The organism is Novosphingobium soli, assembly GCF_042432915.1.
Lineage (GTDB): Bacteria > Pseudomonadota > Alphaproteobacteria > Sphingomonadales > Sphingomonadaceae > Novosphingobium > Novosphingobium soli.
Genome location: NZ_JBHLWK010000037.1, coordinates 1 through 23867, shown reverse-complemented (window position 1 = coordinate 23867; position 23867 = coordinate 1). Strand labels below are relative to the sequence as shown.

The window sequence follows — 23867 nt, the reverse complement described above, 5'->3', positions numbered from 1 at the left end:
GTCAAGCGCGGGCACCAAGCGTTAGATTCCATCCACTAGGGGCTATCCAATAGGCGGTTGCGAAACCGTGGCTCGCACCCTAGCATGGCATTAGGGAAAACTGTCTATTTTCAGATGAACAGGTCAAAAATTGAGTATGACAAAACCCGATGCATATAAAGTGTCCAGCGTCGATATTCCGGAGGTTGTTAGCCGAAGGAAATCAATTCAATCCGTAGAAATTGGTGCAAGGGTGCTACTTTCTCTATTGAAAACAGATCCTGGTGGATCTTTTCTTCGCGATGTTGCGTACCATTCTGGGCTGTCCCGCAGTCAAGCACACCGATATTTGCTTGCCTTCGTCAATGCCGGAATGGTAGAGCAGGATGCGTCCAGCGGCCGGTATTCACTTGGTACCCTTGCGGTACGCTTGGGGCTAGGGGCGATTGCAACGCTCGATCCAGTGCGAATCGCCACAAGACACCTTGAGGGACTGCTGAATGAGTTGCAAACGACCGGGTTACTCAGCGTTTGGGGCGACTATGGGCCGACGGTAATTCGCTGGATTGACGGTGGCATCCCACTATTCACTTCAATGCATGTTGGATCCACTTTGCCGTTGCAAGGCTCCTCCACCGGCAGTCTTTTCCTAACCCATTGCCCACCTGCGCAGACTAGAGAGCGCATCGAGATGGAAAGAGCCAAGGGGATAATCGTTAAAGATGCCGATCTGTCCAAGGAAATCCAATCTGTGCGCAAACTTGGATATGCGAGAACATGCGGCTCGGTAGTGCCAGGTCTTGCAGCGGTGTCAGTGCCGGTTTTCGACTCGCAGAATAGCTTGGCCGCGACGATGAGCGTTCTTGCTCGTTCACAGGACAAGACCTATTTCAGCGAGGCAAAGATCGCACGAATTATGGAGGCGGCGCGGCTGGCGAGCGAAGCGATCGGTTGGCCCGGCTCAACTTGAGCTTGTGTACCACCTTTTGCAATGCACTGCACAGTGAGAGCGGCACACCTTGAACTCTTGCTCGCTTGTTGCGGATAGATGACGCTCCGTGGTAGATTCAGGAGAGCAGGGTTAGATGAACCTCGAAAATCCTGCGGCTGGACCCCGCAGTGGTCGCCGGGAATTCATTGCCATGATGGCGATGATACAGGCGCTCCAGTCGCTTGCCTTCACCTCGCTGCTGCCGGCTCTCGGACATATCGCTGCCGATTTTGAGGTTGCCCAATCGAACCAGCGCCAACTGATCATCAGCGTTTTCCTGATCAGTTCGGGATTGAGTTCGCTGATACCTGGAACAATCTCCGATCGCTACGGGCGCAAACCAGTCCTGCTCGGCTACATGGCGTTGTTCGTCATCGTCAATGCGGTTTCGGCGTTGGTGCGCGACTTCCATGTGCTTCTGGCGCTGCGCGCGATATTGGGGTTCGCATCGTCCGGGCTGACGGTGCTGCCGCTGGCGATCATCCGCGATCGCTACGAAGGTGCCGGCATGGCCAAGCTGCAGGCGGTGGTGGCGATGCTGTTCATGGCGGTGCCGACTTTCGCGCCCAGCCTGGGCTATGCGATTCTCGAGCTCGCGGGATGGCGGGCGATCTTCCTGGTGATCGGTGCTTTGGCGCTGGCGGTCACGGGCTGGTTCCTGCTCAGATTGGAAGAAACCAACCCGAAGCAGAACCGGCAGTCGCAGCGCTCGGGCAACTTGCTGGGCAATGTTGCAACGGTGCTCGGGAACCGGATGTCGATCGGCTATGTCATTGGCATGTCCTTGATTTTCGGCGGGCACTTCGGGTTCATCAACAGTTCGCAGCAACTGATCGGCGAGCATTTCGGGGCAGGCTCGGCCTATCCGCTGATCTTCGGCTCGATGGCGGCGACCATGGCGCTGGCCAGCCTGGTCAATTCGGCGATCGTCGAGCGCTTTGGCACCCGGCGGATCGGCCATGCCGCAATTTTCTGCCACCTTGCGGCATCGGTGGGACAATTGCTCCTGGCCTCAGCTCCCGGCGAAACCCTGGTCCAGTTTGTCGTCCTCATGTCTCTCAACATGTGCCTGCTGATTACCGTCTTCGTCAATTTCACTGCAATTGCCTTGCAGCCTTTCGGGCATATTGCCGGCGCGGCCGCATCGGTTCAGGCATTCTTCCGGCTGGTTCTGGGGGCAGGGTTGGGCGGCCTGATAGGTTATGTCTACGATGGCACACCGCGGCCGCTCGCGATTGCGCTGGTCTTGGTCGGGTCGCTGACCTTGGCCCTTGTGCTTTATAGCGAACGGGGTAAGCTGTTCCAGCGCCTCAATCCGTCGAGCCGATAGGCGCTTGCCTCAGGACGAGGTTAATGGCTCCTCAACCGTTTCGGGGATGCCGGGCGCCGCAATATCCGAGACCATCCGCACCCCGTCGATCACGATCGGACTGGCGACCCCGGTTCGCTGGTCGCGCGTGATTGCCATGCCCCGCGCGATAACCTGCGGGTTGGCGAAGACATCGTCGAGTTCGTTGATCGGACCCGCCGGAACGCCGGCGTCCTCGAGCGCGTCGGCCAGCTCCTGCCGGGTCCAGGTTGCAGTCAGCGCTTCGAGCGCGGCCAGCAAGACCTCGCGGTTGCGAACCCGGCCTGGGTTGGTGGGAAAGCGGGCATCGCTATCAAGCCCGACGCCGAGCACCCGGCAGAGGCTGGCGAACTGGCCATCGTTGCCCACTGCGATGACCAGATCCCCGACGCTGGTCGGTAAGGCCTGATAGGGTACCAGATTTGCGTGGCCGTTGCCGACCCGGCGCGGCACGGTGCCCGAGGTCATCCAGTTCAGCGCCTGGTTCGCCATGACGCTTACCTGAGTATCGAGCAGGGTCATGTCGATATGGGCGTTCAGTCCGGTTTCGTGCTGCCGGTTGATTGCGGTGGAGTGGTAATAGGCTGGGCCGAGGTTTTCGCCGCTGTCCGAGACGACAAATGGCGGGCCCCGGTGGCGGGTATCATCGCCGCTGACCGGGCGTTCGATCTTGATCACTTCGGCGCCAAGATCGGCCAGCAGCTGTCCGCACCATGGACCGGCCAGGATCCGGGCCAGCTCCAGCACGCGAACCCCGCTCAGCGGCTTGGCCATGCCACCGGCGGGGGGGACTCCCCACCATTTGACAAGTGTTGAGTTGCGCGGCGGTCCGCTTCGCGCAGCCGTAGGCTACGCTGCGCGGACCACCGCGCAACGGCTCGCTTCTGGAGAGATGAGGCGGTCAATCAGCTCTTCGGGCGAGGGACGGATCGAAGGCGGTTTGAGAGACCAGCATCTTGCAAGCGACAGCGATCAACCAATCGGCGACAGATCGCAATGCGCGTGCATGACCGTGTCCACGGGCACGAAGCGCAGCATATTTTTCTCGGCTCCTGGGGTCGTGTTGAACGGCGACACGAGCCCAGTGATCGACAGCGTTGCGCAGTCGTCCCTGGACCGCCTGCCGCATCAGGACCTCACGCTTCTTCCCGGATCGCTTGGTAATAGGCGCGACGCCAGACAGGCATCGCAAAGCATGATAATCTCGTCGCCGCAGAGCATCGGAAGCCTCTGCGAGCAGCGTGGCGAGAACGATTCTTCCGACGCCCGGCAAGGTTCGCAGGATCGCCACGTCACGCTGCTCCCCGAGCTGTGGTCCAGAGGGTTCCACCGGGACTGAAAGGGCTACTGTCAGCCTGTCGAGTTGAAGCTCTGCGGATGCGATCTGGTAATTGACCAGATCCAGTCGGGCAGCGACGGTTTCAAGTTGGCCCGTTGCGGCTGCAACAGTACCGGCCGCTACGGGGACCGGGATGGTGCGCAACATTTCGAGCACCTGTCGGCCATGCAAACGCCGGCTGCGGTATCGCTTAAGGAGTCTGGCGATGGTCGCTTCATGGACACGGGCAACCTTGGCCGGCGTCGGCACCAGCCGCCATAAAGCGAGGAACCAGGGCGCCGCGATGTCCTGCGACACTTCGAGCAATTGAGGATAATAGCGCCAAAGCAACTCACGCACGCGATGACCCAGGCGCGTACGGTCAAGGTGCAACTCGTCCAGGATACGCGACCATTCTCTCAATTCGACGAGCAGGGGATCGAGCGTGAGCAGCGGCCGAAAGCAATGCGCGTCCGTTCGCAAGGCATCCGCCAGCACCATCGCGTCCCGGCTGTCGTCCTTTGCGCCCGCTGGAGAAAAGCGATCGCGAAAGCGATCCAGCTGTTTGGGATTGATGGCATAGACATGGAATCCGCGTTCCATCAGGCTTTCGACGACCGGACCGTGCGGCACCTCGATCGCGACATGAATATGATCGGGAACCCATCGGTCGCCGCCAGTATCCAGGTCGCGAGTTCCGTCAAACCCGCACCGCCATGCTCAAAGCTGCGTTCGCCGAGCTTGGAGCCATCGGCATCCGTCAATCGAACCTGGTGCGCCTGCGAGGCCCAGTCGACGCCCACAAACCATCGTCTTTCCTGATCCATAACTGTTACTCCCTTCCAGTCGGGGCCAGCCGCGATCTTCGTCTTTCCCTGTATTGGCGTTCACGACGCTTACTCCCTACGGGACGTCATCGCGGCCACCAACCGAGGCACAGGTCCCCCCCAGGTGCTCAAGGCGCAGGGGGGCGAATGGTAGCTCCCGGCAGGCTGGCCCGTCCGCAGCTTACAGCTTGACGGGCCTCAACGAGATACAGGGGGGAGGCGTCTGCCATCCGATCGTCGGCATCGTTTCAGTCCTCTGCTTGCCCGGCGATCCGGGCCGCCCATTCCTTGGCCATGTCGCCGGCCGCCTTAGCCAGCGCGAAGGCATCGATCCCGACCGCGATGAAGCGCGCTCCGCCATCGAGGAATTGCTGCACCAGGCGCTGGTCGCGCGACAGGATGCCGCAAGGTTTGCCGGTTGCCCGGATTCGGGCCAGAGCGCCCGCGGTCACTTCGTACAGCGCGGCGAAATTGCTTTCGCCCAGCAGACCCAGCGACGCGGCCAGATCGACCGGGCCGACGAACAGCGCATCGATGCCGTCGACGGAGGCGATCGCCTCGATGTTTTCCAGCGCCAGCGCGGTCTCGATCTGGACGATGATGCACAGCCGCCGGTTGGCATCGGCGACATAGGCCGGGTAGCGCCCCCAGCGCGCGGCCCGGGCACCGCCGATACCGCGCTCGCCTTGCGGTGGATAGCGCGCAGCCTTGACCATCGCCGCAGCCTGTTCTGCGGTTTCGACCATCGGCACCATGATCGTCTGGGCGCCGAGATCGAGAATTTGGCGGATCGCGATCGGATCGTCGCTCGGAACGCGCACGACCGCCGAGCAGGGCGGATTGGCGTCCACCGCGCGGAGCTGATCGGCGATGCCCGGCAAGGTCTGGGCGCCGTGCTCGGCATCCACCAGCACCCAGTCGTAGCCAAGCCCGGTGCAGATTTCGGCGATGTTCGGGCTTGCCAGCGCGAGCCAGAAGCCGAGCTGCACCGGGCCTTCGCCCAGGCCTTGCTTGAAGCGGTTCGCAGGAGTTTTCATCTGCGCGGCTGCCTCAAACGAACCGGAAACCGATCGCGCCCATCGGCCCGAAATCGGCGTTGAAAACGTCGCCCGGCCGCGCTTCGACCGGACGGGTGAACGAGCCGCCCAGGACGACTTCGCCGGGTTCCAGCGCCTGCCCCCAAGGCGCCAGCCGGTTGGCCAGCCAGGCAATGCCATTGGCGGGGTTGTTGAGCACGCCCGCCGCGATCCCGGTTTCCTCGACCACCGCGTTGCGGCTCAGCATCGCGCCAATCCAGCGCATGTCGACCTTGTCGGGCCGCATCGGCAGGCCGCCGACGATGATGCCGGCGTTGGCCGCATTGTCGCTGATCGTGTCCTGCACCTTGCGGCGGGCGCCGGTTTCGGCATCCACCACTGTCGTTCGGCTGTCGATGATTTCAACCGAAGGGATGACATATTCGGTTGCCCGCAGGACGTCGAACACGGTGACATTCGGGCCTTCGATCCGGCGGGCCAGGACAAAGGCCAGTTCGACCTCGACCTTGGGGGTGATGAAACGGTCGCAAGGGATGTCGCCGCCCTGTTCGAACACCATGTCGTCGAGCAAGGTGCCATAATCCGGCTCGGTGATGCCTGCGACCTGCTGCATGGCGCGCGAGGTGAGGCCGATCTTGTGGCCATGGACCGTCCGCCCGCGCGCGAGCTTGAGATCGACCCATTGCTTACTGATCCGATAGCCATCGGCAATCGTCATGTCCGGATAGCGGGCGGTGAACTGGCGGATTGGCTTGCGGTTCTGCTCGGCGGCATCGAGTTCCCGCGCGAGCTCCGCGACTAGAGCAGGATCAAGCGTTGGTTGCGATTGACCGGATCGAGCGCCGCGATTCGGGCTTGTCATATCCTCTCCCTGATCCTCAAGCATTATGCCAAATGCATTGCACAATAACGAATGGTCGTCTACCACATCCTGCGCCTCCCAACGACCCCTGCCTTGATCGCAAAGGCGGCGGCGAATAGGCACAAGAGCAAACCTGCGGAGATAGAGGATGACCATCGACACAAGCGTGCGGGAAGAAAGGATTACGGGGCGAGGCCTGACTTCGCATACCCTTCTGGCCGGCGATCCGAGCAAGCCGGCGGTGCTGCTGCTGCACGGGGCAGGACCGGGAGCCCATGCCGGATCGAACTGGCTGCACCTGATGCCCGACCTGGCGGAAAACTTCTTCGTGATCGCACCGGACCTGATCGGCTTCGGACAGTCGGTCATCCCCGAACCCTGGCCCGACAATGTCATGGCCTGGATCGGTACACGGGTGGACCAGTGCTTCGGGCTGCTGGACACGCTGGGCATCGATAAAGCCCATGTCGTTGGCAATTCGATGGGCGGTGCGCTGACCCTGCAGATGATGAGCGAGGAGCCTGACCGGATCGACCGGGTGGTGCTGATGGGCTCGATCGGTGCGCCGGGCCCGAAGACGCCCGAACTGGTGCGGCTGCTGTCGTTCTATTCCGATCCGCGGCCCTCGCGCTATCGCCAGCTGATGCACAGTTTCGCCTATGACCCCGACAAGTTCGAAGGCATGGAAGAAATCGTCAAGAACCGCTACAAGATCGCCACCGATCCCGAGATTATGAAGACCGCGGTCAAGATGATCGATTCGATGAAGCAGGGTGTTGATACGCTCAACATGCCGCCGTCGATCCTGTGCAAGCTGCCGCACAAGGTGCTGATCTTCCACGGCCGGCAGGATCGCATCGTTCCGCTCGATACCAGCCTCTACCTGATCGAACACCTCAAGCATGCCGAGCTCTACGTGCTCGATCGCTCCGGCCACTGGTCGCAGCTCGAACGCTGGGACGTGATGCGGCCGATGCTGGAGATTCACTTCGGCGCGCGTTCGTTCTGAGCGCAGCCGGCAGCATAAGCGCCGGGCGCTTGCTTTGCAGAGCAGGGCTGGGCAACCAAGGAAGTGAAGGGGTGGTCGGGCGTCTTGTCTGGCCACCCTTTCCGTTTGAAGGTGCCGCGCATGAATGAATCAGCAACCGATGCCGAAGCCTTCTGGGCGTTTTCGCTCGAGGTCTATGCTAAGCCGCAGGTGGCGGAACTGTGCATTGCCCTACAGGACGAATACGGTTTCGATGTCAACCTGCTGCTGCTGGGCTTGTGGGTGGCGGAGATGCAGCGGAAGGCGCTTGATGCCGAACGGATTTGTGAGCTGCGCGAAGCCGTCGCGCAGCTCAACGACAACCTGGTGCATCCGCTGCGCCGGGCGAGGCGCTGGGCCAAGCCCTCTGATCCCGTTGCCGAAACTCCGCGACACAAGATTTACGGGGCTCTCAAGCAGGTCGAACTAGAGGCCGAACGTCTTGTCCAGGCGGAGATGGTGGAAACTTTGGCGGCAGGCTTGCAACGGGGCGGCGAAACGCCAACGCCCCAAGCAGCGGCAAGGGCGAGCCTGGAGCGATACCGGCAGTCCATCGAAGCGCCCGATTCTGCCACCGCGCCGCTAGCGCAGCTGATCGTCAAGGCGCTCCCTTGGCCGGTATTGCCGGGGTCTGCGCGGGCGGCTCCGCATCCTTGAGATAGGCGTAGATTTCGGCGATCTCTTCGTCGCTCAATTCGGTCGGACGGAATGGCGGCATCTCGATCAGGCCCTGACGCACCACTGCCTTCAGGTAGTCGAGTTCAAGGTCCTTGCGGCCGATCAATGCCGGGACCGGCCGGCCCAGTTGGTCGAGCAACATCGTGGCGGGATGGCCGGGACCAGGATTATGGCATCCTGCGCAGTTCAACGCATAATTCTCAGCACCATCGGGTTTAACTGAATTCGGTGACGTTTTGCAGGCACCGAGCATGGCAACGAGTGAGAGGATAGCCAGCTTGTTCATTTTGTCTCCAACTCCGATAATCGCGGGGCGGCTCAGGCGGATGCGAACAGGCCCGCGGGGTCGAGCGCCTTCTTGATCCGTTCATGCAGGAGTGAGAGTCCCCTGGTTTCGAACGTCTTGTCGACCGCTGCGCGCATTCCGGGTTCGGCGATCGCCTGCCCGAAACCGGCTTCGGCCTGTGCCGCGATCAGCACAGCGGCACATTCGCGGGCCCGGGCGGCACTTTCGATCTGCGTGGTGGCAAAAGGTAGGATCTGGCGATGATTGGCCGAACGCCACATCGCCACGGTTTCGCCAAGATAGTCGAATTCGTGCTTGGCGCAGATGTCGCGCGACAGTTCGTAGAGCCGCATGGCCTCCTCACCATCTACGGGGCTCACCGGGTTGGCGGCAACCGCCTGATCGCCGCTCCATGCCGGAACGAATGCTGGCGCATCGGCCACCACGCCGGTCATGGCGCCAATACGCCACGCCCACAGGCGGGGATCGATGCCCTTGCCGTCGGCGATCACCCGAGCACCGGAGATCGACGAAAACGCCCCCTTGACCATATCCCACAGGATCGGGACATTGCCTGGCAAGCCATAGAGCGCGCCGTAGAGATTCCAGTGGCCCAGGCCCAGCGCCTCGCCCGCAGCGGTTACCGCGCTGGCCGCCATAGGCCCCTTGCCATCATAGTCGCCGCGCTTCTTGCCGAGCAGGGCGGCTTCGTGCAGCGCGCTGCCGACCGCGACGCCATTGGCCACGACCATGTTGAGCTTGAGCGGCCCGAGCACGTCGAGCAGATCGGCCAGCTGGTCTTCCTTGGGCACGGTCACCATGAAGGTCTGGTGGGCTGGCGGTTGCGGCATCATCCACATGCCGACCTTGGTCGGCACCGCGAAATCCGACTGCGTGAACAGGCCATCGACCCAGGGGCCGTAGCCGAACTTGAACAGTTGCCAGCAGGTGCTCTTGGGCATGGCGCCCATGCCCGTCCGCACAAGCTTTCCGTCCGCGAGCATGACCTCAAGCCCGCACTGCATCAGGAAGTGATCGGAGTAGGGGGTGTAGCCGGGCTGACGATGGACGAAGCTTGCGGCCACACTGGCGTCGGGGTTGCCGCCATGGTCGATCCACAGCTTGATGCCCTTTTCCTTGATATGGGCATCGAGCTGGCGGAAGGTCACCCCCGGTTCGACCAGGCAATAGGCCAGCTCCTCGTTCACCTCGAGAATTGCGTTCATGCGCTGGAGGTCGAGGATGATGACCTTGTCCAGCCCTGCCTTTTCGAGGCCGTGGGCGCCGTTGCACACGGGTTGCAGCACACCGCCGGCGGTTCGCGCCGCCTCCAGCGCCTTGGCGAGCTGGGTTTCATCCGCCGGCAAGACGATGCCAAGCGGTGCCGCGCCGCTGATTGCAAAGCGGGCCAGCCCCTGAGGGGTGCGATCGACTGCCGCGGCGCCGATCGCAGCTTCCACCGCGGTCAGCGCGGCCATCTGGCGAGCTTGGTCTGTCATGGGTCCTGTTCCGCCTGTCTATTGCTGGAGAATCTTCACGTAACGATCGAGATTGGCTGCATCGACGGCGAAGTGCGCCGAACGAATCCCGATGCCGATGGCGCTGTCCGGTTCGCTGTCGCGCCACGAAAAGCAGCAAGTCGGGCAACGGTGGATGGTCCACACCACCTTGCCGCCTTCCTTGCCTTGATAGTCAGCGAGGGCGCCGCCGGTCGCGCAGCGCGGACAGACCGTCTTGCTCATTGCAAAGCTCCCAGTTGCATGGCCCGGATCTTCTTGCTCAGCTCGTCAATGTCCGGCCCGGTCGGAGGGGTGACCAGATGCGCTTCGCCGACCGGGTCGGGGGGCAGGTAGCTGGTCGCGTCGATAATCAGGCGATGACCCTTGCCGGGAACGACGGCCGAAGGATCGATCGGGACCGCAGGCATGTTGGGCAGGACGATGATGTCGTCGGCGCGGGTGCGGGTGGAAAGCGCCCACATCACCTGGTTGAGATCGAAAGGATCGACATCGGCATCGACCATGATCAGGTTCTTGAGATACATCACGCCGTGCGGAGTGCTCAGCGCGCGCAGCGCGACGGTCTTGGCAAAGCCCGCCATCCGGTTCTTGACCGAAATGATCCCGGTCAGCCCGTGCTGGTACAGCGCGTTGACCGCGGTGACTTCCGGAAAATTCTGGCGCAGCTGCGCATAGATCGGGGCCGAGGTATGCAGGCCGATCAGGGTATCGTGTTCGGTCCAGCCGCGGCCGATATAGATGTTCTCGAAAATCGGGTTCTTGCGGTGCGAGATGGCCGTCACCTTGAAGATCGGCGCCTTGCGGACCCCGCTGTAGGAACCGGGAAATTCGCCGAACGGACCTTCCAGGACACGTTCGCCCAGTTGCATTTCGGCTTCGATCACGATCTCGCTGTCGGCGAGGATGTCGATGCCATTGCCCGACTTGGTCAGCCGGATCGGCGCGCCCATCATCGCCGAGGCATAGGAATATTCCGATTCTTCGTAACCGATCGGTGTCGCCGCGAACACCGCCAAGCCCGGATGGTTGCCCAGCATGACCGCGATCTTGAGCGGCAGGCCGGTACGTTCGGCCGCCATGATCTGCCGGCCCATGTCGTGCGACGGGATGGTCATCAGGGTGAAGCTGTCGGGACCTTGCAGTTGCAGCCGGTAGATGCCGACGTTCTGCTTGCCGAAATTGTCTAGGTCTTCCGGATCGCGCGACGCCACCGATGCCTTGCCGAGGTAGAAGCCGCCATCGTATTCGTTGATGCGGTAGACCGGCAGCACGTCGTAGAGGTTGATCCCGCTTTCGATCCGGCATTCATGAACCGGCGCCCGGGCTTCGGGAACGGTGCTGATCTGCGCCGCCGCATCGCCCCAGCGCCCGGCGATCTCGAAGAACAGTTCGCGGATTGTCGTTCCCTTGGGGCGGCCGAGCAACAGCGCGATATTGTCCCACGAACCGTGCACGCCGACCGCGGTGCGCTTTCCGGGGTATCCGGCAATGTTGTCGAACACGATCGCTGGCGCGCCGTTGGCGTCGCGCGATGCGGCGACCGCGATGTTGCGCACGTCGGGCTCGGGCATCACCCGCTCGCTCCAGGTGATCGCCTGTCCGGCATCGCCCAGCAGTTCGAGGAAGTCCCGCAGCGAGGTGATGGACCGCGATTGCTTGGCCAGATCCTGCATCATCAGTTCCCTTCAGTCAGACCAGCTCAATGGCCGCCTTGGCCGGCGGTGGCCGTCTGGACGGTCACCCATTTCCACTCGGTCATGATTTCCAGATCGGCCTCGGTGCCTTCACGCCCGAACCCTGAAGCCTTGGTGCCGCCAAACGGGACGTGCGGTTCGTCGTGGAGGGTCGGAGCGTTGATATGGACCATCCCCGCCTCGGCTTGCTGGGCAAAGCGCAGGGCCTTGTCGATATCGCGGGTGAAGATCGACGCGCTCAGGCCGTATTCGGTGTCGTTCGCCAGGTCGATCGCTTCCTCGAGCGCGTCGAATGGATAGAGCGAAGTGACCGGACCGAAGGTTTCTTCGGCAAAGACCGTCATCTCTGGCGTCACGCCGCTCAGCACCGTGGCCGAGCAAAGGTTGCCATTCCATTCGGCCCCTGCAAGAATTACCGCGCCCTTGGTGCGGGCATCGTCGATATGCCGGCGGACTCGATCGCGTTGGCGTTCCGAAATGATCGGTCCGAGCATGGTGGTGGGCTCGCGCAGGTTGCCGCCCTTGGCCTTGGCCGTCGCGGCGGCGAAGGCCTTGGCAAAGGCGTCGAAGATCGGACGTTCAACGTAGATCCGCGATGCCCCCATGCAAACCTGGCCCTGATACATGAAGATGCTGAACAGCGCGGCACCGACGGCCTTTTCGAGATCGGCATCGGCGCACACGATCAACGGGCTCTTGCCGCCGAGTTCGAGTGTGTACTTCTTGAGGTTCCGGCCGGCGATCCCGGCGATGTGCTTGCCGACTCGCGACGACCCGGTGAAGGTTATCGAGGCAACCTTGGGATGACCGGTCAGGGCATCGCCGATTTCCGCGCCGTTGCCGTAGACGATGTTGAACAGCCCATCGGGCACGCCGGCGTCGCGCCACAGGGCGGCGAGCAGATCGGCGACCTTGGGGGCGGCTTCGGACGGCAGCAGAACGAAGGCGTTGCCGGTCGCCAGCGCCATCGCAGATTGCTTGATGCCCTTGATCAGCGGCACGTTGAACGGGGTAATCCCGGCGACTACCCCCACCGGCTGGCGCAGGCTCATGCTGAAGCGGCCCGGCGTGTCGGAGGGAATTGTCTCGCCGCGGACCCGCCGCGGCACTCCGGCCGCAGCGCGCAGGAAGCTCACCGCGAACCGCGTCTCGAACCCGGCCTTGGCGGCGGGCGAACCGATTTCGTCGATCAATACCTCGCTGAACAGCGCGGCGTCGCGCTCCATGATTTCAGCGGCCTTGACCATCCAGCCTTCGCGCACCGCGGCGGGCAGATCGCGGTGCTGGCGAAATGCCCTGTCGGCGGTCTCCACAGCACGATCGACGTCGGCGGCCGTGCCCGCCGCAACCCTGGCGTAAACGCTGTCGTTGACCGGATTGAGGTCGTCGAAATAGGTGCCGCTTCCAGGCGCTACCGCCACGCCGCCAATCCAGTGATCGAGGTTCTTCATCTTGCTAGTATCCTTCAATCAGATTCCGGCGCGGTCACGCGGTTGTGCGCATCGCCTTGGGCCAGATGCCCTGCTTGCCAGGAGAGAGAATGCCGTTGGGATCGAGAACATCCTTGAGGCGGTGGTGGAGATCCCAGAGTGCGCCGTCGTTGTGTTTGTAGGTCCTGGCGATCTGATCCATGAAGGCGAGGTGCGTGCGGTATTCGCCGAACCCCGCCTCCGCAGCCTCGTCGACCAGCAGGCCGAACAGGTCGTAGGCGCTCTTGCGCATCGTCTCGTCGGCGCGGTCGTACATGATCATCAGGATGTGATGCATGTCGCGCCAGCCGACCAGGAATTCGCCGATGTAGTCGAAGCCGTGATCGTTGCAGCGCTGCTTGATCAGCTTGTATTGGGCAAGTGCTTCGGAACCACTGGGCGCCGAGATCGGCGAAAAGTTGATGTGCCCGCCGCCGCCGATCCAGTTCATGATGCTGAATTCGGTCATGTTCGGCTCGCCGCGCATCAGCCGTACGCGATAGTCCCAGGCCGGATCGTTCTTGCGATCGAAATGGACCTTGGCGCCGGGAATGCTCATCAAGGCATCCTCCACCACCTTCCAGTTGTTCTCGATCACCGGCGGCGGGCCGTACAGCGCGCCGTAATAGTTCCACATTCCCAGATCGTGGTCCGCGGCGATCTTGGCACGGATCGACGGCGGCAGCGGGCCCTTGCCATCGTAATAGTGGCGCCGCGTGGTCTTGGCCGAGGCCTCCCACAGCAGATCGACCGCAACCGCCGCATTCGGGATGATCTGGTTGACCTTGAGCGCCCGGGTGACCTCGAAGATCGCCTCGAGATCCTCCTCCTTCTGGTAGGTGATCATGAAGGGCTTGTAGCCCGGCGGTTCCGGCATCAGCCAAATGCCCATCTTGGTCACCACGCCGAAATTGGATTGGGTGAACATGCCGTCGAAATGCGGGCCGGCCACGTGCTTGGTGACCTGCCAATGCTTCGATCCGGCAAGCGCGCCCTGTCCTGTTCGAACGACTTCACCATCGGCCAGCACCACTTCCATGCCGCACTGCATGACAAAATGGTCGCCATAGGGGGTATAGCCGGCGCCATGCTCCAGCGCATTGCCCATCACGCCGCCCCAGGCTGGTGCGGCAGGATCGATCCACAGCTTGCTGCGGATCTGGCGCAGATGGCGGTACAACTGCATGTAGGATACGCCGGGCTCGACCAGCGCGTAGCCGTATTTCTCGTTGACCTCGATCACGCGGTTCATCCGCCGCAAGTCGAGCATGACATAACCGGATTTGCGCGGAGCCGGGCCACCATAGGCAAAATTGCGGCCGGTCCCGATGGTCCAGACAGGGATCTTGTAGGCGTTGACGACTGCCAGGATCTTCTGGATTTGCTCGACACCGTCGGGCGCAACAGCGGCGGACGGCAGCATTTCGCCATCGGCCAGCGGAGAATAGGCGTCCCGGTAAGCCGAAAGCGGAAGCTCGTCGAGGAATACCCATTGCTTGCCGACAACCGCGGCAAGCTCGTCGAGCGCCTTGTTGAAAGTGGATGCGTCGACACCCTGGGGAACAATGCGGCTCAAGACAGGTCTCCCCCGATTTCATAAACCCAGGAGGCCAGCAGTCCGGGGCTGCCGGCCGCGATATCGCACGAACCCGACTGACAGGTGTTCAAGCGAGCTTCGGTTGGGGCACCGAGCGCGTCGCGAACCAGGTGCGCGACGGCCACCGGCCATGCCGCCGCGGCGCCTTGGAGCAGTTGCGCCGCGCCCTCGGTCCGATGCTGCCAGCGTCCGCCCGTGTAATGGTGCCGCCACAGCAACGCCGGGCGGGCGCCGCGCTCAACCAGGACCTGTCCGGCGATCATGGCTGCGGGATCCGAAGTCAGGCCAACGATCAGGCCATCGGCATCGTCCAGTTCGTGCAGAAGGACATTGAGCGACCGGTCAAGCCGGATGGTCCGGCCAACCACGCCGCTTTCGGCAAGCGTCGCCGCGAACATCCGGCTTTCCGGCGACGCGCTTTCCTCGATCACCGTCACCCTGCGTGCGCGGGCCGCCGCCGCTCCGGGCAATACGCCAAGCCCGGCCACGGCTGCGCCCAGCGCTCCGGCTCCCAGGAGCTCGCGTCGCTTGATATCCCAAGCCATCATGCCTGCCTTTCGATCTTCAGCGGCGCCGGTTCGGCGACCGCACTCTCGGTGGAAAGTCCCTGCCAGCGGCCCGCTGCGTTGCGATGTATGTCGAAGTGATCCAGCACCCGTGTGCAGCTGTGATCGACGATGTCCTGAAGGCCTGCAGGACGGGCGTAGAATGCCGGGACCGGTGGAAAAATGACCGCGCCCATTTCGGTGCAGGCGACCATGTTGCGCAGGTGAGCCAGGTTGAGCGGCGTCTCGCGGGTCATCAGCACCAGCTTGCGCCGCTCCTTCAGCATCACATCGGCGGCGCGCGTGATCAGATTGTCGGACAGACCGTGGGCCACCGCTGCCAGAGTGCGCATCGAGCAGGGCGCTATCACCATGCCGTCGCACAGGAACGAACCGCTGGCGATGCTGGCGCCGACATTGCGGACGCTGTGCACCACATCGGCCGCACCTTCGATCAGGCGACGGCCGTCCGGAATTTCTTCGCGGATGTTGAGCAAGGCGGCTTGCGACATGACGAGGTGAGTTTCCCAGCCACCTTGTTCGCGGAGCATTTCGAGCAGGCGCTGCCCGTAAACCGAGCCCGTCGCTCCGGTTATGGCAACGACCACGCGCTTCATGGGCGGACTGCGCCGCCCGCGCGTTCCCTGCGTACTCCCGTCGCAACGTTCATGGCCGAATCCTTCTCCCTCAACCATTATGCAACAAATTGTACTATAAGCAACATGTAAGAGCACCTTGAAGCTATGTCCTTCGGGGCTTCTCCGCTTCAATCGCAGGCTGCGGCGGCAAGCCGAGACTTATGGCCTTGAGTTCCAGGAATTCGTCGATCCCGTGACGCGATCCCTCGCGCCCCAGTCCCGATTCCTTGACCCCGCCAAACGGCATGGTTTCCGAAGAAATGATGCCGTTGTTGACGCCGACCATGCCGACCTCGAGACCTTCGGCAAGGCGCCAGAACCGGTCCATGTCGCGGGTGAATGCGTAGGCGGCCAGGCCCGAGCGGGTGCTGTTGGCCAGGGTCAGGGCTTCGGCCTCGGTTTCGAAACGGAAGAGGGGAGCGACCGGTCCGAAGGTCTCTTCCAGCGCCAGCCGCATGTCCGGGTTGGCGCCGGTCAGGACCGTGGGCTGGTGGAACAGCTCGCCGGCTTCATGGCCTTCGCCTCCCGTGACGATCCGGGCACCGCGCCCGACGGCATCGCCGACATGTTCGCGCACCTTCTGCAATGCCGCGGCGGTGATCAGCGGGCCCTGATCGGTCTCGCCTTCCAGGCCGTTGCCGACGCGGAAAGCCGCGACTCTGGCGGCCAGCGCTTCGGCGAACCGGTCATGGATGCCGTTCTGCACCAGGATGCGGTTGGCGCAGACGCAGGTCTGGCCGGTGTTTCGGAACTTTGAAGCGATCGTGCCCGCCACGGCGACGTCGATATCGGCATCGTCGAACACGATCAGCGGAGCGTTGCCGCCCAGCTCCATCGACACCCGCTTGAGCGTCGTCGCGCACTGCGCGGTCAGCAGCTTGCCAACCGTGGTGGAGCCGGTGAAGGTGAATTTGGCAACGCCGGGATGGCTGGTCAGGACCGATCCGATCGCCGGCGCATCGCCTGCGATGACGTTGAAAGTGCCCGCCGGAACACCGGCCTCGAGTGCCAGCCGGGCCAGCGCGAAGGCCGTGAGCGGGGTCAGTTCGGCGGGTTTGAGTGTAACGGTGCATCCTGCGGCCAGGGCGGGCGCGACCTTGCGCGTGATCATCGCTGCGGGAAAATTCCATGGCGTAATCGCGCCGACCAGGCCCACCGGCTGCTTGAGAACCAGGACCCGGCGATCGCGTTGGGCGGGGATGATCTCGCCATTGATGCGCCGGGCTTCTTCCGCGAACCATTGGATGAAACTGGCCGCATAGTCGATCTCGCCCAGCGCTTCGGCGAGCGGCTTGCCCTGTTCGGCCGTGAGCAGCATTGCCAGATCGTTGCGGTTTTCGCGAACAAGCGCGAACCAAGCGTGCAGAATGGCGGCGCGTTCGGCGGCCGAATGGGCCCGCCATTCCCCGAAGGCTCTGGCGTTGCTTTCGACGGCGCGGTTCGCCTCGACCGCACCCAGGAGGGGGATTTCCGTCAGCGCCATCCCCGTCGCAGGATTGATCACGGCAATCGCCCGCTCGGTAGTGGCTATGGCCTCGCCATCGACGATCGGCAGGCCTGCAGCGAATTCGGGCCGGGACAAGGATGGCTGGGAAACAGGCATGGAGCGAAACCTTGGCAGTCGGTTGGGAAGTTCAAGGGATGCAAACGAAACGGGGCGGAACCGCCGGAGCGGATCCCCCCCAATCGATGGGGTGACCTTTCGGTCACCCCAGGCAGAGCCGTCAGTACTTGTAGGCGACCTTGAGGAACCATTCGCGCGGCCGCGAATAGGTTGCCTCGGCGACGCCGCCAACGTCCAAATCCACATAGCCGCCCTGGATGTAGCGCTTGTCGGTTAGCCCGTCCTATTCACCGGACCGGGTCTGGCGGGTTGGCGGGAGTGGCATAAGCCTCTGATCTGAATTAGGAACTGGGTGTCGAAGCCGAACCTGCCGCAGGGCAGAAAATGCCACAGGCCACACCCGCCATGAATGACGATATCGCAAGCACATTCCGATTCCCAGCGGTCGGGCGCAAGAAAGTCACAGCCGCTTTCGACGGTGGCCGGCTGACATCGGACGGCGGTGTCCTGCTGCTGGCGCAGGCCGAGCGCACGATGGGGATCTGCCATCGGCTTGCGGCTTGCATTGCCGACTGGCGCGATCCTGCGCGGGTGGTTCATCGCCTCGACGACATCCTGCGTGCCCGCGTGTTCGCGATCGCCTGCGGCTATGAGGACGCCGATGACCTCGACGCCCTGCGCGACGATCCGGGCTTCCGCCTGGCCCTGGGCAAGCTGCCGGGATCGGGCGTGGGGCTGGCCAGTCAGCCGACGATGAGCCGGTGGGAGAACGCACCGACCTCGCGCGAATTAGCCAGGATGATGGCCGCGATGATCGACATCTACTGCGCCAGCTATCCCGCCCCGCCGGCGGCGGTGACGCTGGATATCGATGATACCTGCGATGTCGTGCACGGTTATCAGCAACTCTCATTCTGGAATGGTCATCATGGCGAGCGTTGCTTCCTGCCGATCCATGTCTAAGACACGGCCACCGGCCGGCCGGTGGCGATGCTGCTGCGCACCGGCAAGACACCGTCGGGTGCCGAAGCTGCCGGCCACATCCGGCGCCTGGTGCGTCACATCCGCCGAAACTGGCCGGAAACGCACATCGCCATCCGCGGCGACGGGCACTATGGCCGGCCCGAGGTCATGGCCTTCTGCGAGGCGGCCAGCGTCGATTACGTGTTCGGCCTGCCGACCAACGCCGCGCTGCGTGGCGATCCGGTCATCGTCGCTGTCGCCGATGCCTGCGCGGTCAAGCGGGCTCAGCGCCAATACCCGGTCCTGCGCAGCTATGCCGAGACCCGCTACGGCGCGAAGAGCTGGAACTGCCAGCGCCGCGTCGTCGCCCGAATCGAGGCCAGCACAATGGGCATGGACATCCGCTATGTCGTCACCTCGCTGGCCGACGGCTCGGCCGAGCACATCTACGACACGCTCTACTGCGCTCGCGGCAACGCCGAGAACCTGATCAAGCGGCACAAGACCCAACTCGCCAGCGATCGCACCTCGTGCCGCTCTGCCAACGCCAATCAAATGCGCCTCATCCTGCACACCGTCGCCTACTGGCTCCTGTGGCGTATCCAGCAGGAAATCCCAAAAGCCACCGCACTCGCCGCCGCCGAGTTCGCAACGCTGCGCCTGCGGCTGCTCAAGGTCGCTGCCCGCGTTATCGAAACCGCCACGCGCATCCGCGTCGCCTTCGCGTCAGCCTGCCCCGATGCCAGCGTGTTCAGAGCCATCGCCATCAGCCTCCGGCCAGCACCCACATAGCCAGCGCGGCGGTGCCGCCGAACCCCCGAGCCCAGTCCATCAACCTCGAAAAGCCCATTGCTCCTGCCGCGGTGAAAAACGCCGGCGAAGCCGCTCGCCCTGATCACTGGGCCACCGACAGATCGAGGCCAGACGAACCCGGAGCGGCGTCATCATGAATAGTGCGGGTTAGGTTCGTGACACCTGCCGTTACCGTGAAGTGGTCGCTGGCGTCGGTGAACGAAGCGCTGGCGCCGAACACGCTATAGGCGGGTTGATACAGCTGCGGGCTGTTGATGGCATCCTTGAAGGTGACGCTCTGATGGTACCAGTCGCCGCGAAGAACGAACTTGCCCTTGTCGCTCTCGTAAACGGTCGCATTCGCGGCGATCGTCGCTGTCCATTCGGGCACGAACGCAAACTTGGAGTTCACGTTTACCGGGAAAGCACTTGGATCCACCGAACGATAATAGGCATCGAGGTAACCGACACCATAGTCGATCCTTAGCCAGTCGGTCGGGGCGGCCTGGCCTTCGATCTCGAAGCCCTTGATCCGGCCCACACCCCCGTTGCGAACCTTGGGCGCGATACCCTCGTTCACGACGATTTGGATGTCGCTGTAGTCGGATTGGAACAGCGCGATGTTCATGCGCAGGCGCCGGTCGAACAATTCGGTCTTGAGGCCGACTTCGTAGGATTCGACGAATTCCGGGGTGAAAGCAGGGGTGACGAGTTCGCCCGGGAATATACGCTGGCTGAAGCCGCCATTCTTGAAGCCCTTGGAATAGGACGCATAGCCCATGATGTCGTCGGTGAACTGATAGTTCACCGAGACCGCCGGGGTCCATTCCTTGGCCTTGGCGGACACCTCGACCGCGGGCAGATTGTGGTTGCCGCCAGGATTGGTCGCCGACGGAACACATGCCGGGTCAGGGAACCCGTTCGGCAGCAGCTGCGGCGCTGGCTGGCCGACCAGGCAGCGGCTGTACTGAATGAACACGCCATCAGGATAGGGTGGGAGAAGACCCGCGGTGAAATCGCGATAGATTACCTGGGCCGAAGGGTCGAAACGCTTGGTTTCGTTGGTGTAGCGGATACCTGGAGTGATCGAAAGCTTGTCGGTGACCTTGTAGGTGAACTGCATGTAAGCTGCATAGCTGTCGTTGTTGATTTTGCCGCCGCTTAAAAAGTTCGCGAAACCGAACCGCAGCGGTTCGATGTCCTGGCCCTTTTCCTTCAAGTAATAGGCGCCCAGAGCGAACTTGAGCCTGTCGTCGAACAGGTTACCGTTGAGCTGCAATTCCTGCGAAGCTTGCCACAGGTCGATGTTGTTGGTCAGCTGCAGCACTTCGTGCGGAGTCACGTCGAAGTCGTATTCGATGACCGACTTCTGGTCGCGGTACGCACTGATCGACTTGAGTGTCACGCCGCCGAAATCATACTCGAGCGTCAGATTAGTACCCCAAAGGTCGAAGTCGGAACGGTTCGGACCTCCGGCCCAAGTCGTATCGATATCGCCCGTTACCCATCGGGAAGAAACGCAGTTCGGATTGCTCACCGGCGCCAGTTCACCCGGGGCGCCACATTGTCCAGCGCCACCGCCCAGCTTGTTGTAACCGAAGTTTGAGCTAGGGAAGGCAACTTGACGGCCGTCAGGCAGATTCACGATTTGCAGAAGATCGGGTGAGTCCCGGTTTTCGATAAGATAGATAGCTGCCTGTTCTTCGCGACGAATGTTGACGTCGGCGGCGAGAATTGCCTTGAAGTTGTCGGTCGGTTCCCACTTGAAGGCGACGCGTCCAGAGAAGCTGTCCTTGTTGCCCTGTCGTCCGCCGTCGAACAGGCGGCGCTGGTAGCCGTCGCGGGTTTCGTAGGACGCCACGGCGCGCATCGCCAGCGTATCGCTGATCGGGATATTGACGATGCCCTTGATATCGGCACGGTTGAAGCGTCCGGTTGCGGCTTCGAGCTTGAGTTCGAAGTCATTCCCGGGTTCGTTGGTATTAACAATGATCGCGCCGCCAATCGTGTTTTTGCCGAACAGGGTGCCCTGCGGACCGCGCAGGATCTGGACGTTCGAAATGTCCGCCATGTCGAGCAGGCCCCCGACCGAACGGGCAACATAGACGCCATCAACATAGATGCCGACACCGGGATCGACGGTGATGTTGAAATCCGTTTGGCCAACGCCGCGGATAAAAGCGGTGAGCGAGGCGCTGGAGCCAGAGATGTTGCCGACGGGTTGAATGTTCACATTGGGCGCGAAGGACGCAACCTGCGCGACGTTGGCAATTTGTCGGTCTTCGATCATTGCACCGCTCATCGCGGTAACCGCGATCGGCGTTTCCTGGGCATTCTCCTCGCGCTTGCGCGCGGTGACGACGATAGTGTCAAGACCGCCGGTATCCTCGTTCTCCTGCGCTGCGGCACTGGCTTGTTTGGCGTCCTGCGCGAAAGCGTTGGTCGGAGCAAAGGCAAGGCAAGCAAGCACAAGGCTGCTGCCAGTAAGCAGCCATTGCTTGCCGCTGCCCGTGTTGTACATCATAGACATGCATATTCTCCCTTGAGTTTGATTTGGATCGCGGTTCCGATCCATTTTCCCACCTCGTTTTAAAACCTGACTTCAACCGTCCCACCGATCTTGCGCGGCTGCTCGTAGAAACCATCGGTCGATAGCGCGCCGGGGCGCATCGTCTGGAACACTTTTTCGTTGGTCAGGTTGGTGGCCCACAGAGAAACTTTCCATTTCTCGCTCTCGGGCGTCCAGCCAATCGACATGTTCGACAAGGTATAGGCACCTTGCGAGAAAATGTTGGCGAAGTCGTAGTAGAGGCGCGAACTGAAAGAGAGGTTGCCGTTGATGCTCAACCGACCGCCGCCCAGATCATGCCCACAGTCAAAGCCGACGTTGCCTGACCATTTCGGTGCACGAGTCATGACGTTGCCCGAAGCATCCAGCGTTACGACGGTATTTCCGCCGTCAGCCCGCGGGAGAAAGCCTTGGGCGGCCGTGAAATCCTTGTAGCGCGCGTGGGTGTAGGCTAGCGCCCCGCGCAACTTCAAATCTCTGGTGGGTGCAACGGTCAATTCCAGTTCGCCGCCATAGATTTCCGCATTGGCGGCATTCTGGAGAATGTATCCCGCGCCAAGCGAATCCTTCGACTGCAGTTGAAGGTTTTTGTAATCGTAGTAATAAGTCGCAAGGTTGACCCGCAGCCAATTGAGCGGATCCGACTTGATACCGAATTCGGCGGCCTTGATTTCCTCCGGTTCGACCGGCACGTTGCGGGTGCTCGCCATATTGTAGACACCACTCTTGAAGGCGGTGCTCCAACTTGCGTAGACGTTCGTGGTGTTGCTAATTTCGTAACGAAGGCCGACTTTGTAGTTGAACTTATTGAACGTCCGATCGACGTCGTTGACGACTAGGGTGCCATTCACCGTTTGCGAGAACTCGCGTTTTTCCGTGGTGTAACGGCCACCGAGATTCACGAACAGGCCGGGCGTGGCCTCATAGGTCGCGTCCGCAAAGCCCGCGAAGGACCGACCGCCGAGATCCGGCTCAAGCGTCGGCCCGGCTAGGGGGAGAGTAGGATTCGCGGCCGTCCAGGGCTGGAGGAAGGAACTGCCACCGAACTGGTAGAAATAGCCGCCTACGAGCCATTGGAACGGCCCGGGGTTCGACGAGCTGAGCTTGATTTCCTGACTGCCGGATTCGGAGCGGAAGATCGCTGGAAAATTCCCTAGTCGCAGATTCGAGGCATCCGAATCCGTAATCTGGGTCCAGCGCAAGTTCAGGAAACCGCTGGTGGTTTCCAGGTTGACTGCGACCAGTTCGAGTTTGGTGTGCAGGGCGAAGGTCCACCGCCGAAGGTTCAGCACGGGCGCCTCGGCCAACGACGCTTGCCAGGGGCCCGTTGGCAGGATGACGCCAGGAAACCGCCGTCCAGCAGTGTTGCCGTCGACCGGCTGGGGCGAATTGGTGGTGCTCTGCTGATCGAAGAATTCGCCGGTCAGGACAACCTTGAAATTGTCCGCAGGCTTGAACAGAACCTTGCTGCGCAGGTCGATGACCCGCTGATCGCCAAGCGTTCCACCACGCACCAGATCGTCAATATAGCCATCGTTCTTGCGGAAGAGGCCAGATAGATCGATCGCGGCCTTTTCGCTGATCGGGCCGGTCACATAGAGCCGCGCGTCATAGTCGCCCGCTTCGCGCCGCATCCGACCGACCCGCAAGGAAGCCTTGCCCCGGAAATCGAAGCTGGGGTCCGGCGTGATCACATTGATCAGCCCGCCCGTCGCATTGCGACCAAAAGTGGTGCCTTGCGGACCGCGCAGCACCTCAACCGGCTCGACCTCGACCAGATCGATTCAGTTTGCGGCAGATTCGGGCTGATAGACACCGTCGATGTAGGTGGCGATATTGGGTTCGTCGCCAATCGAGATGCCGGTTGAGCCGACACCGCGAACCACGGGCTGGAAGACACCCATGTTGCGGCTGCCTACAAAGCCAGGCACCAGCTGGGTCAGCGTCCTTACTGTTGAGACGTCGGCCGATTGCAGGGCATCTCCGCCCAGCGCTGTGACGGCCACGGGCACCTGCTGCAATCTTGCTTCGCGGCGGGTCGCAGTGACAACGATATCTTCGATACCGGTCGACGCCTGCTCATCTTTGGGCTGCTCGGCTGTTGTATCCTGAGCGAGCGCGACACTAGTGGATGGAATCTAACGCTTGGTGCCCGCGCTTGAC

Annotated in this window: 21 protein-coding genes and 1 pseudogene; 5 read left to right on the top strand and 17 right to left on the bottom strand. The window is 62.2% G+C overall.

Annotation, left to right across the window (positions count from 1 at the left end):
- Nucleotides 1-136 precede the first annotated feature (136 nt).
- Entirely contained in the window at nucleotides 137-949 is an 813-nt protein-coding gene (locus ACFFJC_RS20550; protein WP_037513068.1) for an IclR family transcriptional regulator, read from the top strand.
- A 115-nt stretch (nucleotides 950-1064) separates the two neighbouring features.
- A complete protein-coding gene (locus ACFFJC_RS20545; RefSeq protein WP_230588712.1) occupies nucleotides 1065-2300 on the top strand; it encodes an MFS transporter in 1236 nt (411 codons plus the stop codon).
- A 9-nt stretch (nucleotides 2301-2309) separates the two neighbouring features.
- Here ACFFJC_RS20545 and ACFFJC_RS20540 read toward each other — a convergent pair whose 3' ends face one another.
- The 5 genes from ACFFJC_RS20540 to hpaH form a co-directional block, all read right to left on the bottom strand.
- The gene (locus ACFFJC_RS20540; protein WP_037513063.1) at nucleotides 2310-3092 is read right to left on the bottom strand and encodes a CoA transferase; all 783 of its coding nucleotides are present in this window, start codon (nucleotides 3090-3092) and stop codon (nucleotides 2310-2312) included.
- A gap of 127 nt (nucleotides 3093-3219) precedes the next feature.
- Nucleotides 3220-4239, bottom strand: coding sequence for an IS110 family transposase (locus tag ACFFJC_RS20535; protein WP_206366622.1), 1020 nt, complete (start codon nucleotides 4237-4239; stop codon nucleotides 3220-3222).
- Nucleotides 4239-4463, bottom strand: coding sequence for an IS110 family transposase (locus tag ACFFJC_RS20530; protein WP_052076710.1), 225 nt, complete (start codon nucleotides 4461-4463; stop codon nucleotides 4239-4241). The genes ACFFJC_RS20535 and ACFFJC_RS20530 overlap by 1 nt, the downstream gene beginning before the upstream one ends.
- A gap of 248 nt (nucleotides 4464-4711) precedes the next feature.
- A complete protein-coding gene (locus ACFFJC_RS20525; RefSeq protein ID WP_230588710.1) occupies nucleotides 4712-5452 on the bottom strand; it encodes an HpcH/HpaI aldolase family protein in 741 nt (246 codons plus the stop codon).
- A 61-nt stretch (nucleotides 5453-5513) separates the two neighbouring features.
- Nucleotides 5514-6362: a 2-oxo-hept-4-ene-1,7-dioate hydratase gene (hpaH, locus tag ACFFJC_RS20520; protein WP_037513059.1), complete on the bottom strand. Its 849-nt coding sequence runs from the start codon at nucleotides 6360-6362 to the stop codon at nucleotides 5514-5516.
- Between the two features lie 148 nt (nucleotides 6363-6510).
- Between hpaH and ACFFJC_RS20515 the strand changes: the two genes are divergently transcribed.
- Nucleotides 6511-7371: an alpha/beta fold hydrolase gene (locus ACFFJC_RS20515; RefSeq protein ID WP_037513057.1), complete on the top strand. Its 861-nt coding sequence runs from the start codon at nucleotides 6511-6513 to the stop codon at nucleotides 7369-7371.
- Nucleotides 7372-7491: 120 nt separating this feature from the next.
- Nucleotides 7492-8046: a TIGR02444 family protein gene (locus ACFFJC_RS20510; protein ID WP_013832789.1), complete on the top strand. Its 555-nt coding sequence runs from the start codon at nucleotides 7492-7494 to the stop codon at nucleotides 8044-8046.
- On the opposite strand, the gene ACFFJC_RS20505 is transcribed toward ACFFJC_RS20510, so the two are convergent.
- The 9 genes from ACFFJC_RS20505 to ACFFJC_RS20465 form a co-directional block, all read right to left on the bottom strand.
- Nucleotides 7988-8353, bottom strand: coding sequence for a c-type cytochrome (locus ACFFJC_RS20505; RefSeq protein WP_013832790.1), 366 nt, complete (start codon nucleotides 8351-8353; stop codon nucleotides 7988-7990). The genes ACFFJC_RS20510 and ACFFJC_RS20505 overlap by 59 nt on opposite strands.
- Nucleotides 8354-8385: 32 nt before the next feature.
- A complete protein-coding gene (locus ACFFJC_RS20500; protein WP_379489188.1) occupies nucleotides 8386-9831 on the bottom strand; it encodes an FAD-binding oxidoreductase in 1446 nt (481 codons plus the stop codon).
- A 39-nt stretch (nucleotides 9832-9870) separates the two neighbouring features.
- Nucleotides 9871-10095, bottom strand: a complete 225-nt coding sequence (locus tag ACFFJC_RS20495; protein WP_037513049.1) for a non-oxidative hydroxyarylic acid decarboxylases subunit D — start codon at nucleotides 10093-10095, stop codon at nucleotides 9871-9873.
- Nucleotides 10092-11546, bottom strand: coding sequence for a non-oxidative hydroxyarylic acid decarboxylases subunit C (locus ACFFJC_RS20490; RefSeq protein ID WP_379489189.1), 1455 nt, complete (start codon nucleotides 11544-11546; stop codon nucleotides 10092-10094). The genes ACFFJC_RS20495 and ACFFJC_RS20490 overlap by 4 nt, the downstream gene beginning before the upstream one ends.
- A gap of 26 nt (nucleotides 11547-11572) precedes the next feature.
- Nucleotides 11573-13018, bottom strand: a complete 1446-nt coding sequence (locus tag ACFFJC_RS20485) for an aldehyde dehydrogenase family protein (RefSeq protein ID WP_037513046.1) — start codon at nucleotides 13016-13018, stop codon at nucleotides 11573-11575.
- A 34-nt stretch (nucleotides 13019-13052) separates the two neighbouring features.
- Entirely contained in the window at nucleotides 13053-14612 is a 1560-nt protein-coding gene (locus tag ACFFJC_RS20480) for an FAD-binding oxidoreductase (RefSeq protein ID WP_037513045.1), read from the bottom strand.
- Complete coding sequence (locus ACFFJC_RS20475; RefSeq protein WP_037513044.1) at nucleotides 14609-15178, bottom strand: hypothetical protein; 570 nt, start codon at nucleotides 15176-15178, stop codon at nucleotides 14609-14611. The genes ACFFJC_RS20480 and ACFFJC_RS20475 overlap by 4 nt, the downstream gene beginning before the upstream one ends.
- The gene (locus ACFFJC_RS20470) at nucleotides 15178-15795 is read right to left on the bottom strand and encodes a UbiX family flavin prenyltransferase (protein WP_025548158.1); all 618 of its coding nucleotides are present in this window, start codon (nucleotides 15793-15795) and stop codon (nucleotides 15178-15180) included. The genes ACFFJC_RS20475 and ACFFJC_RS20470 overlap by 1 nt, the downstream gene beginning before the upstream one ends.
- Nucleotides 15796-15919: 124 nt before the next feature.
- Nucleotides 15920-17419 carry an NAD-dependent succinate-semialdehyde dehydrogenase gene (locus ACFFJC_RS20465; protein ID WP_037513043.1) on the bottom strand — a complete coding sequence of 500 codons (1500 nt, stop codon included), beginning with the start codon at nucleotides 17417-17419 and terminating at the stop codon, nucleotides 15920-15922.
- A 366-nt stretch (nucleotides 17420-17785) separates the two neighbouring features.
- Between ACFFJC_RS20465 and ACFFJC_RS20460 the strand changes: the two are divergent.
- Nucleotides 17786-19135 (top strand): annotated as a pseudogene (locus ACFFJC_RS20460) (IS1380 family transposase).
- 103 nt (nucleotides 19136-19238) lie between these two features.
- On the opposite strand, the gene ACFFJC_RS20455 reads toward ACFFJC_RS20460, so the two are convergent.
- Genes ACFFJC_RS20455 through ACFFJC_RS20445 form a run of 3 tightly spaced genes read right to left on the bottom strand, consistent with a single transcriptional unit; the run spans nucleotide 19239 to nucleotide 23716 of the window.
- The gene (locus ACFFJC_RS20455; RefSeq protein WP_080727120.1) at nucleotides 19239-21665 is read right to left on the bottom strand and encodes a TonB-dependent receptor; all 2427 of its coding nucleotides are present in this window, start codon (nucleotides 21663-21665) and stop codon (nucleotides 19239-19241) included.
- Nucleotides 21666-21724: 59 nt separating this feature from the next.
- Complete coding sequence (locus ACFFJC_RS20450) at nucleotides 21725-23458, bottom strand: TonB-dependent receptor (RefSeq protein ID WP_155282121.1); 1734 nt, start codon at nucleotides 23456-23458, stop codon at nucleotides 21725-21727.
- A gap of 30 nt (nucleotides 23459-23488) precedes the next feature.
- Nucleotides 23489-23716 carry a TonB-dependent receptor plug domain-containing protein gene (locus ACFFJC_RS20445; RefSeq protein WP_276207875.1) on the bottom strand — a complete coding sequence of 76 codons (228 nt, stop codon included), beginning with the start codon at nucleotides 23714-23716 and terminating at the stop codon, nucleotides 23489-23491.
- Between the last annotated feature and the right edge of the window lie 151 nt (nucleotides 23717-23867).

Coding starts and splice junctions, on each gene's coding strand:
- ACFFJC_RS20550 (WP_037513068.1), top strand. CDS start 137: ATGACAAAACCCGATGCATATAAAGTGTCCAGCGTCGATATTCCGGAG.
- ACFFJC_RS20545 (WP_230588712.1), top strand. CDS start 1,065: ATGAACCTCGAAAATCCTGCGGCTGGACCCCGCAGTGGTCGCCGGGAA.
- ACFFJC_RS20540 (WP_037513063.1), bottom strand. CDS start 3,092: ATGGCCAAGCCGCTGAGCGGGGTTCGCGTGCTGGAGCTGGCCCGGATC.
- ACFFJC_RS20535 (WP_206366622.1), bottom strand. CDS start 4,239: ATGGAACGCGGATTCCATGTCTATGCCATCAATCCCAAACAGCTGGAT.
- ACFFJC_RS20530 (WP_052076710.1), bottom strand. CDS start 4,463: ATGGATCAGGAAAGACGATGGTTTGTGGGCGTCGACTGGGCCTCGCAG.
- hpaH (WP_037513059.1), bottom strand. CDS start 6,362: ATGACAAGCCCGAATCGCGGCGCTCGATCCGGTCAATCGCAACCAACG.
- ACFFJC_RS20515 (WP_037513057.1), top strand. CDS start 6,511: ATGACCATCGACACAAGCGTGCGGGAAGAAAGGATTACGGGGCGAGGC.
- ACFFJC_RS20510 (WP_013832789.1), top strand. CDS start 7,492: ATGAATGAATCAGCAACCGATGCCGAAGCCTTCTGGGCGTTTTCGCTC.
- ACFFJC_RS20505 (WP_013832790.1), bottom strand. CDS start 8,353: ATGAACAAGCTGGCTATCCTCTCACTCGTTGCCATGCTCGGTGCCTGC.
- ACFFJC_RS20500 (WP_379489188.1), bottom strand. CDS start 9,831: ATGGCCGCGCTGACCGCGGTGGAAGCTGCGATCGGCGCCGCGGCAGTC.
- ACFFJC_RS20495 (WP_037513049.1), bottom strand. CDS start 10,095: ATGAGCAAGACGGTCTGTCCGCGCTGCGCGACCGGCGGCGCCCTCGCT.
- ACFFJC_RS20490 (WP_379489189.1), bottom strand. CDS start 11,546: ATGCAGGATCTGGCCAAGCAATCGCGGTCCATCACCTCGCTGCGGGAC.
- ACFFJC_RS20485 (WP_037513046.1), bottom strand. CDS start 13,018: ATGAAGAACCTCGATCACTGGATTGGCGGCGTGGCGGTAGCGCCTGGA.
- ACFFJC_RS20475 (WP_037513044.1), bottom strand. CDS start 15,178: ATGGCTTGGGATATCAAGCGACGCGAGCTCCTGGGAGCCGGAGCGCTG.
- ACFFJC_RS20470 (WP_025548158.1), bottom strand. CDS start 15,795: ATGAAGCGCGTGGTCGTTGCCATAACCGGAGCGACGGGCTCGGTTTAC.
- ACFFJC_RS20465 (WP_037513043.1), bottom strand. CDS start 17,419: ATGCCTGTTTCCCAGCCATCCTTGTCCCGGCCCGAATTCGCTGCAGGC.
- ACFFJC_RS20455 (WP_080727120.1), bottom strand. CDS start 21,665: ATGTCTATGATGTACAACACGGGCAGCGGCAAGCAATGGCTGCTTACT.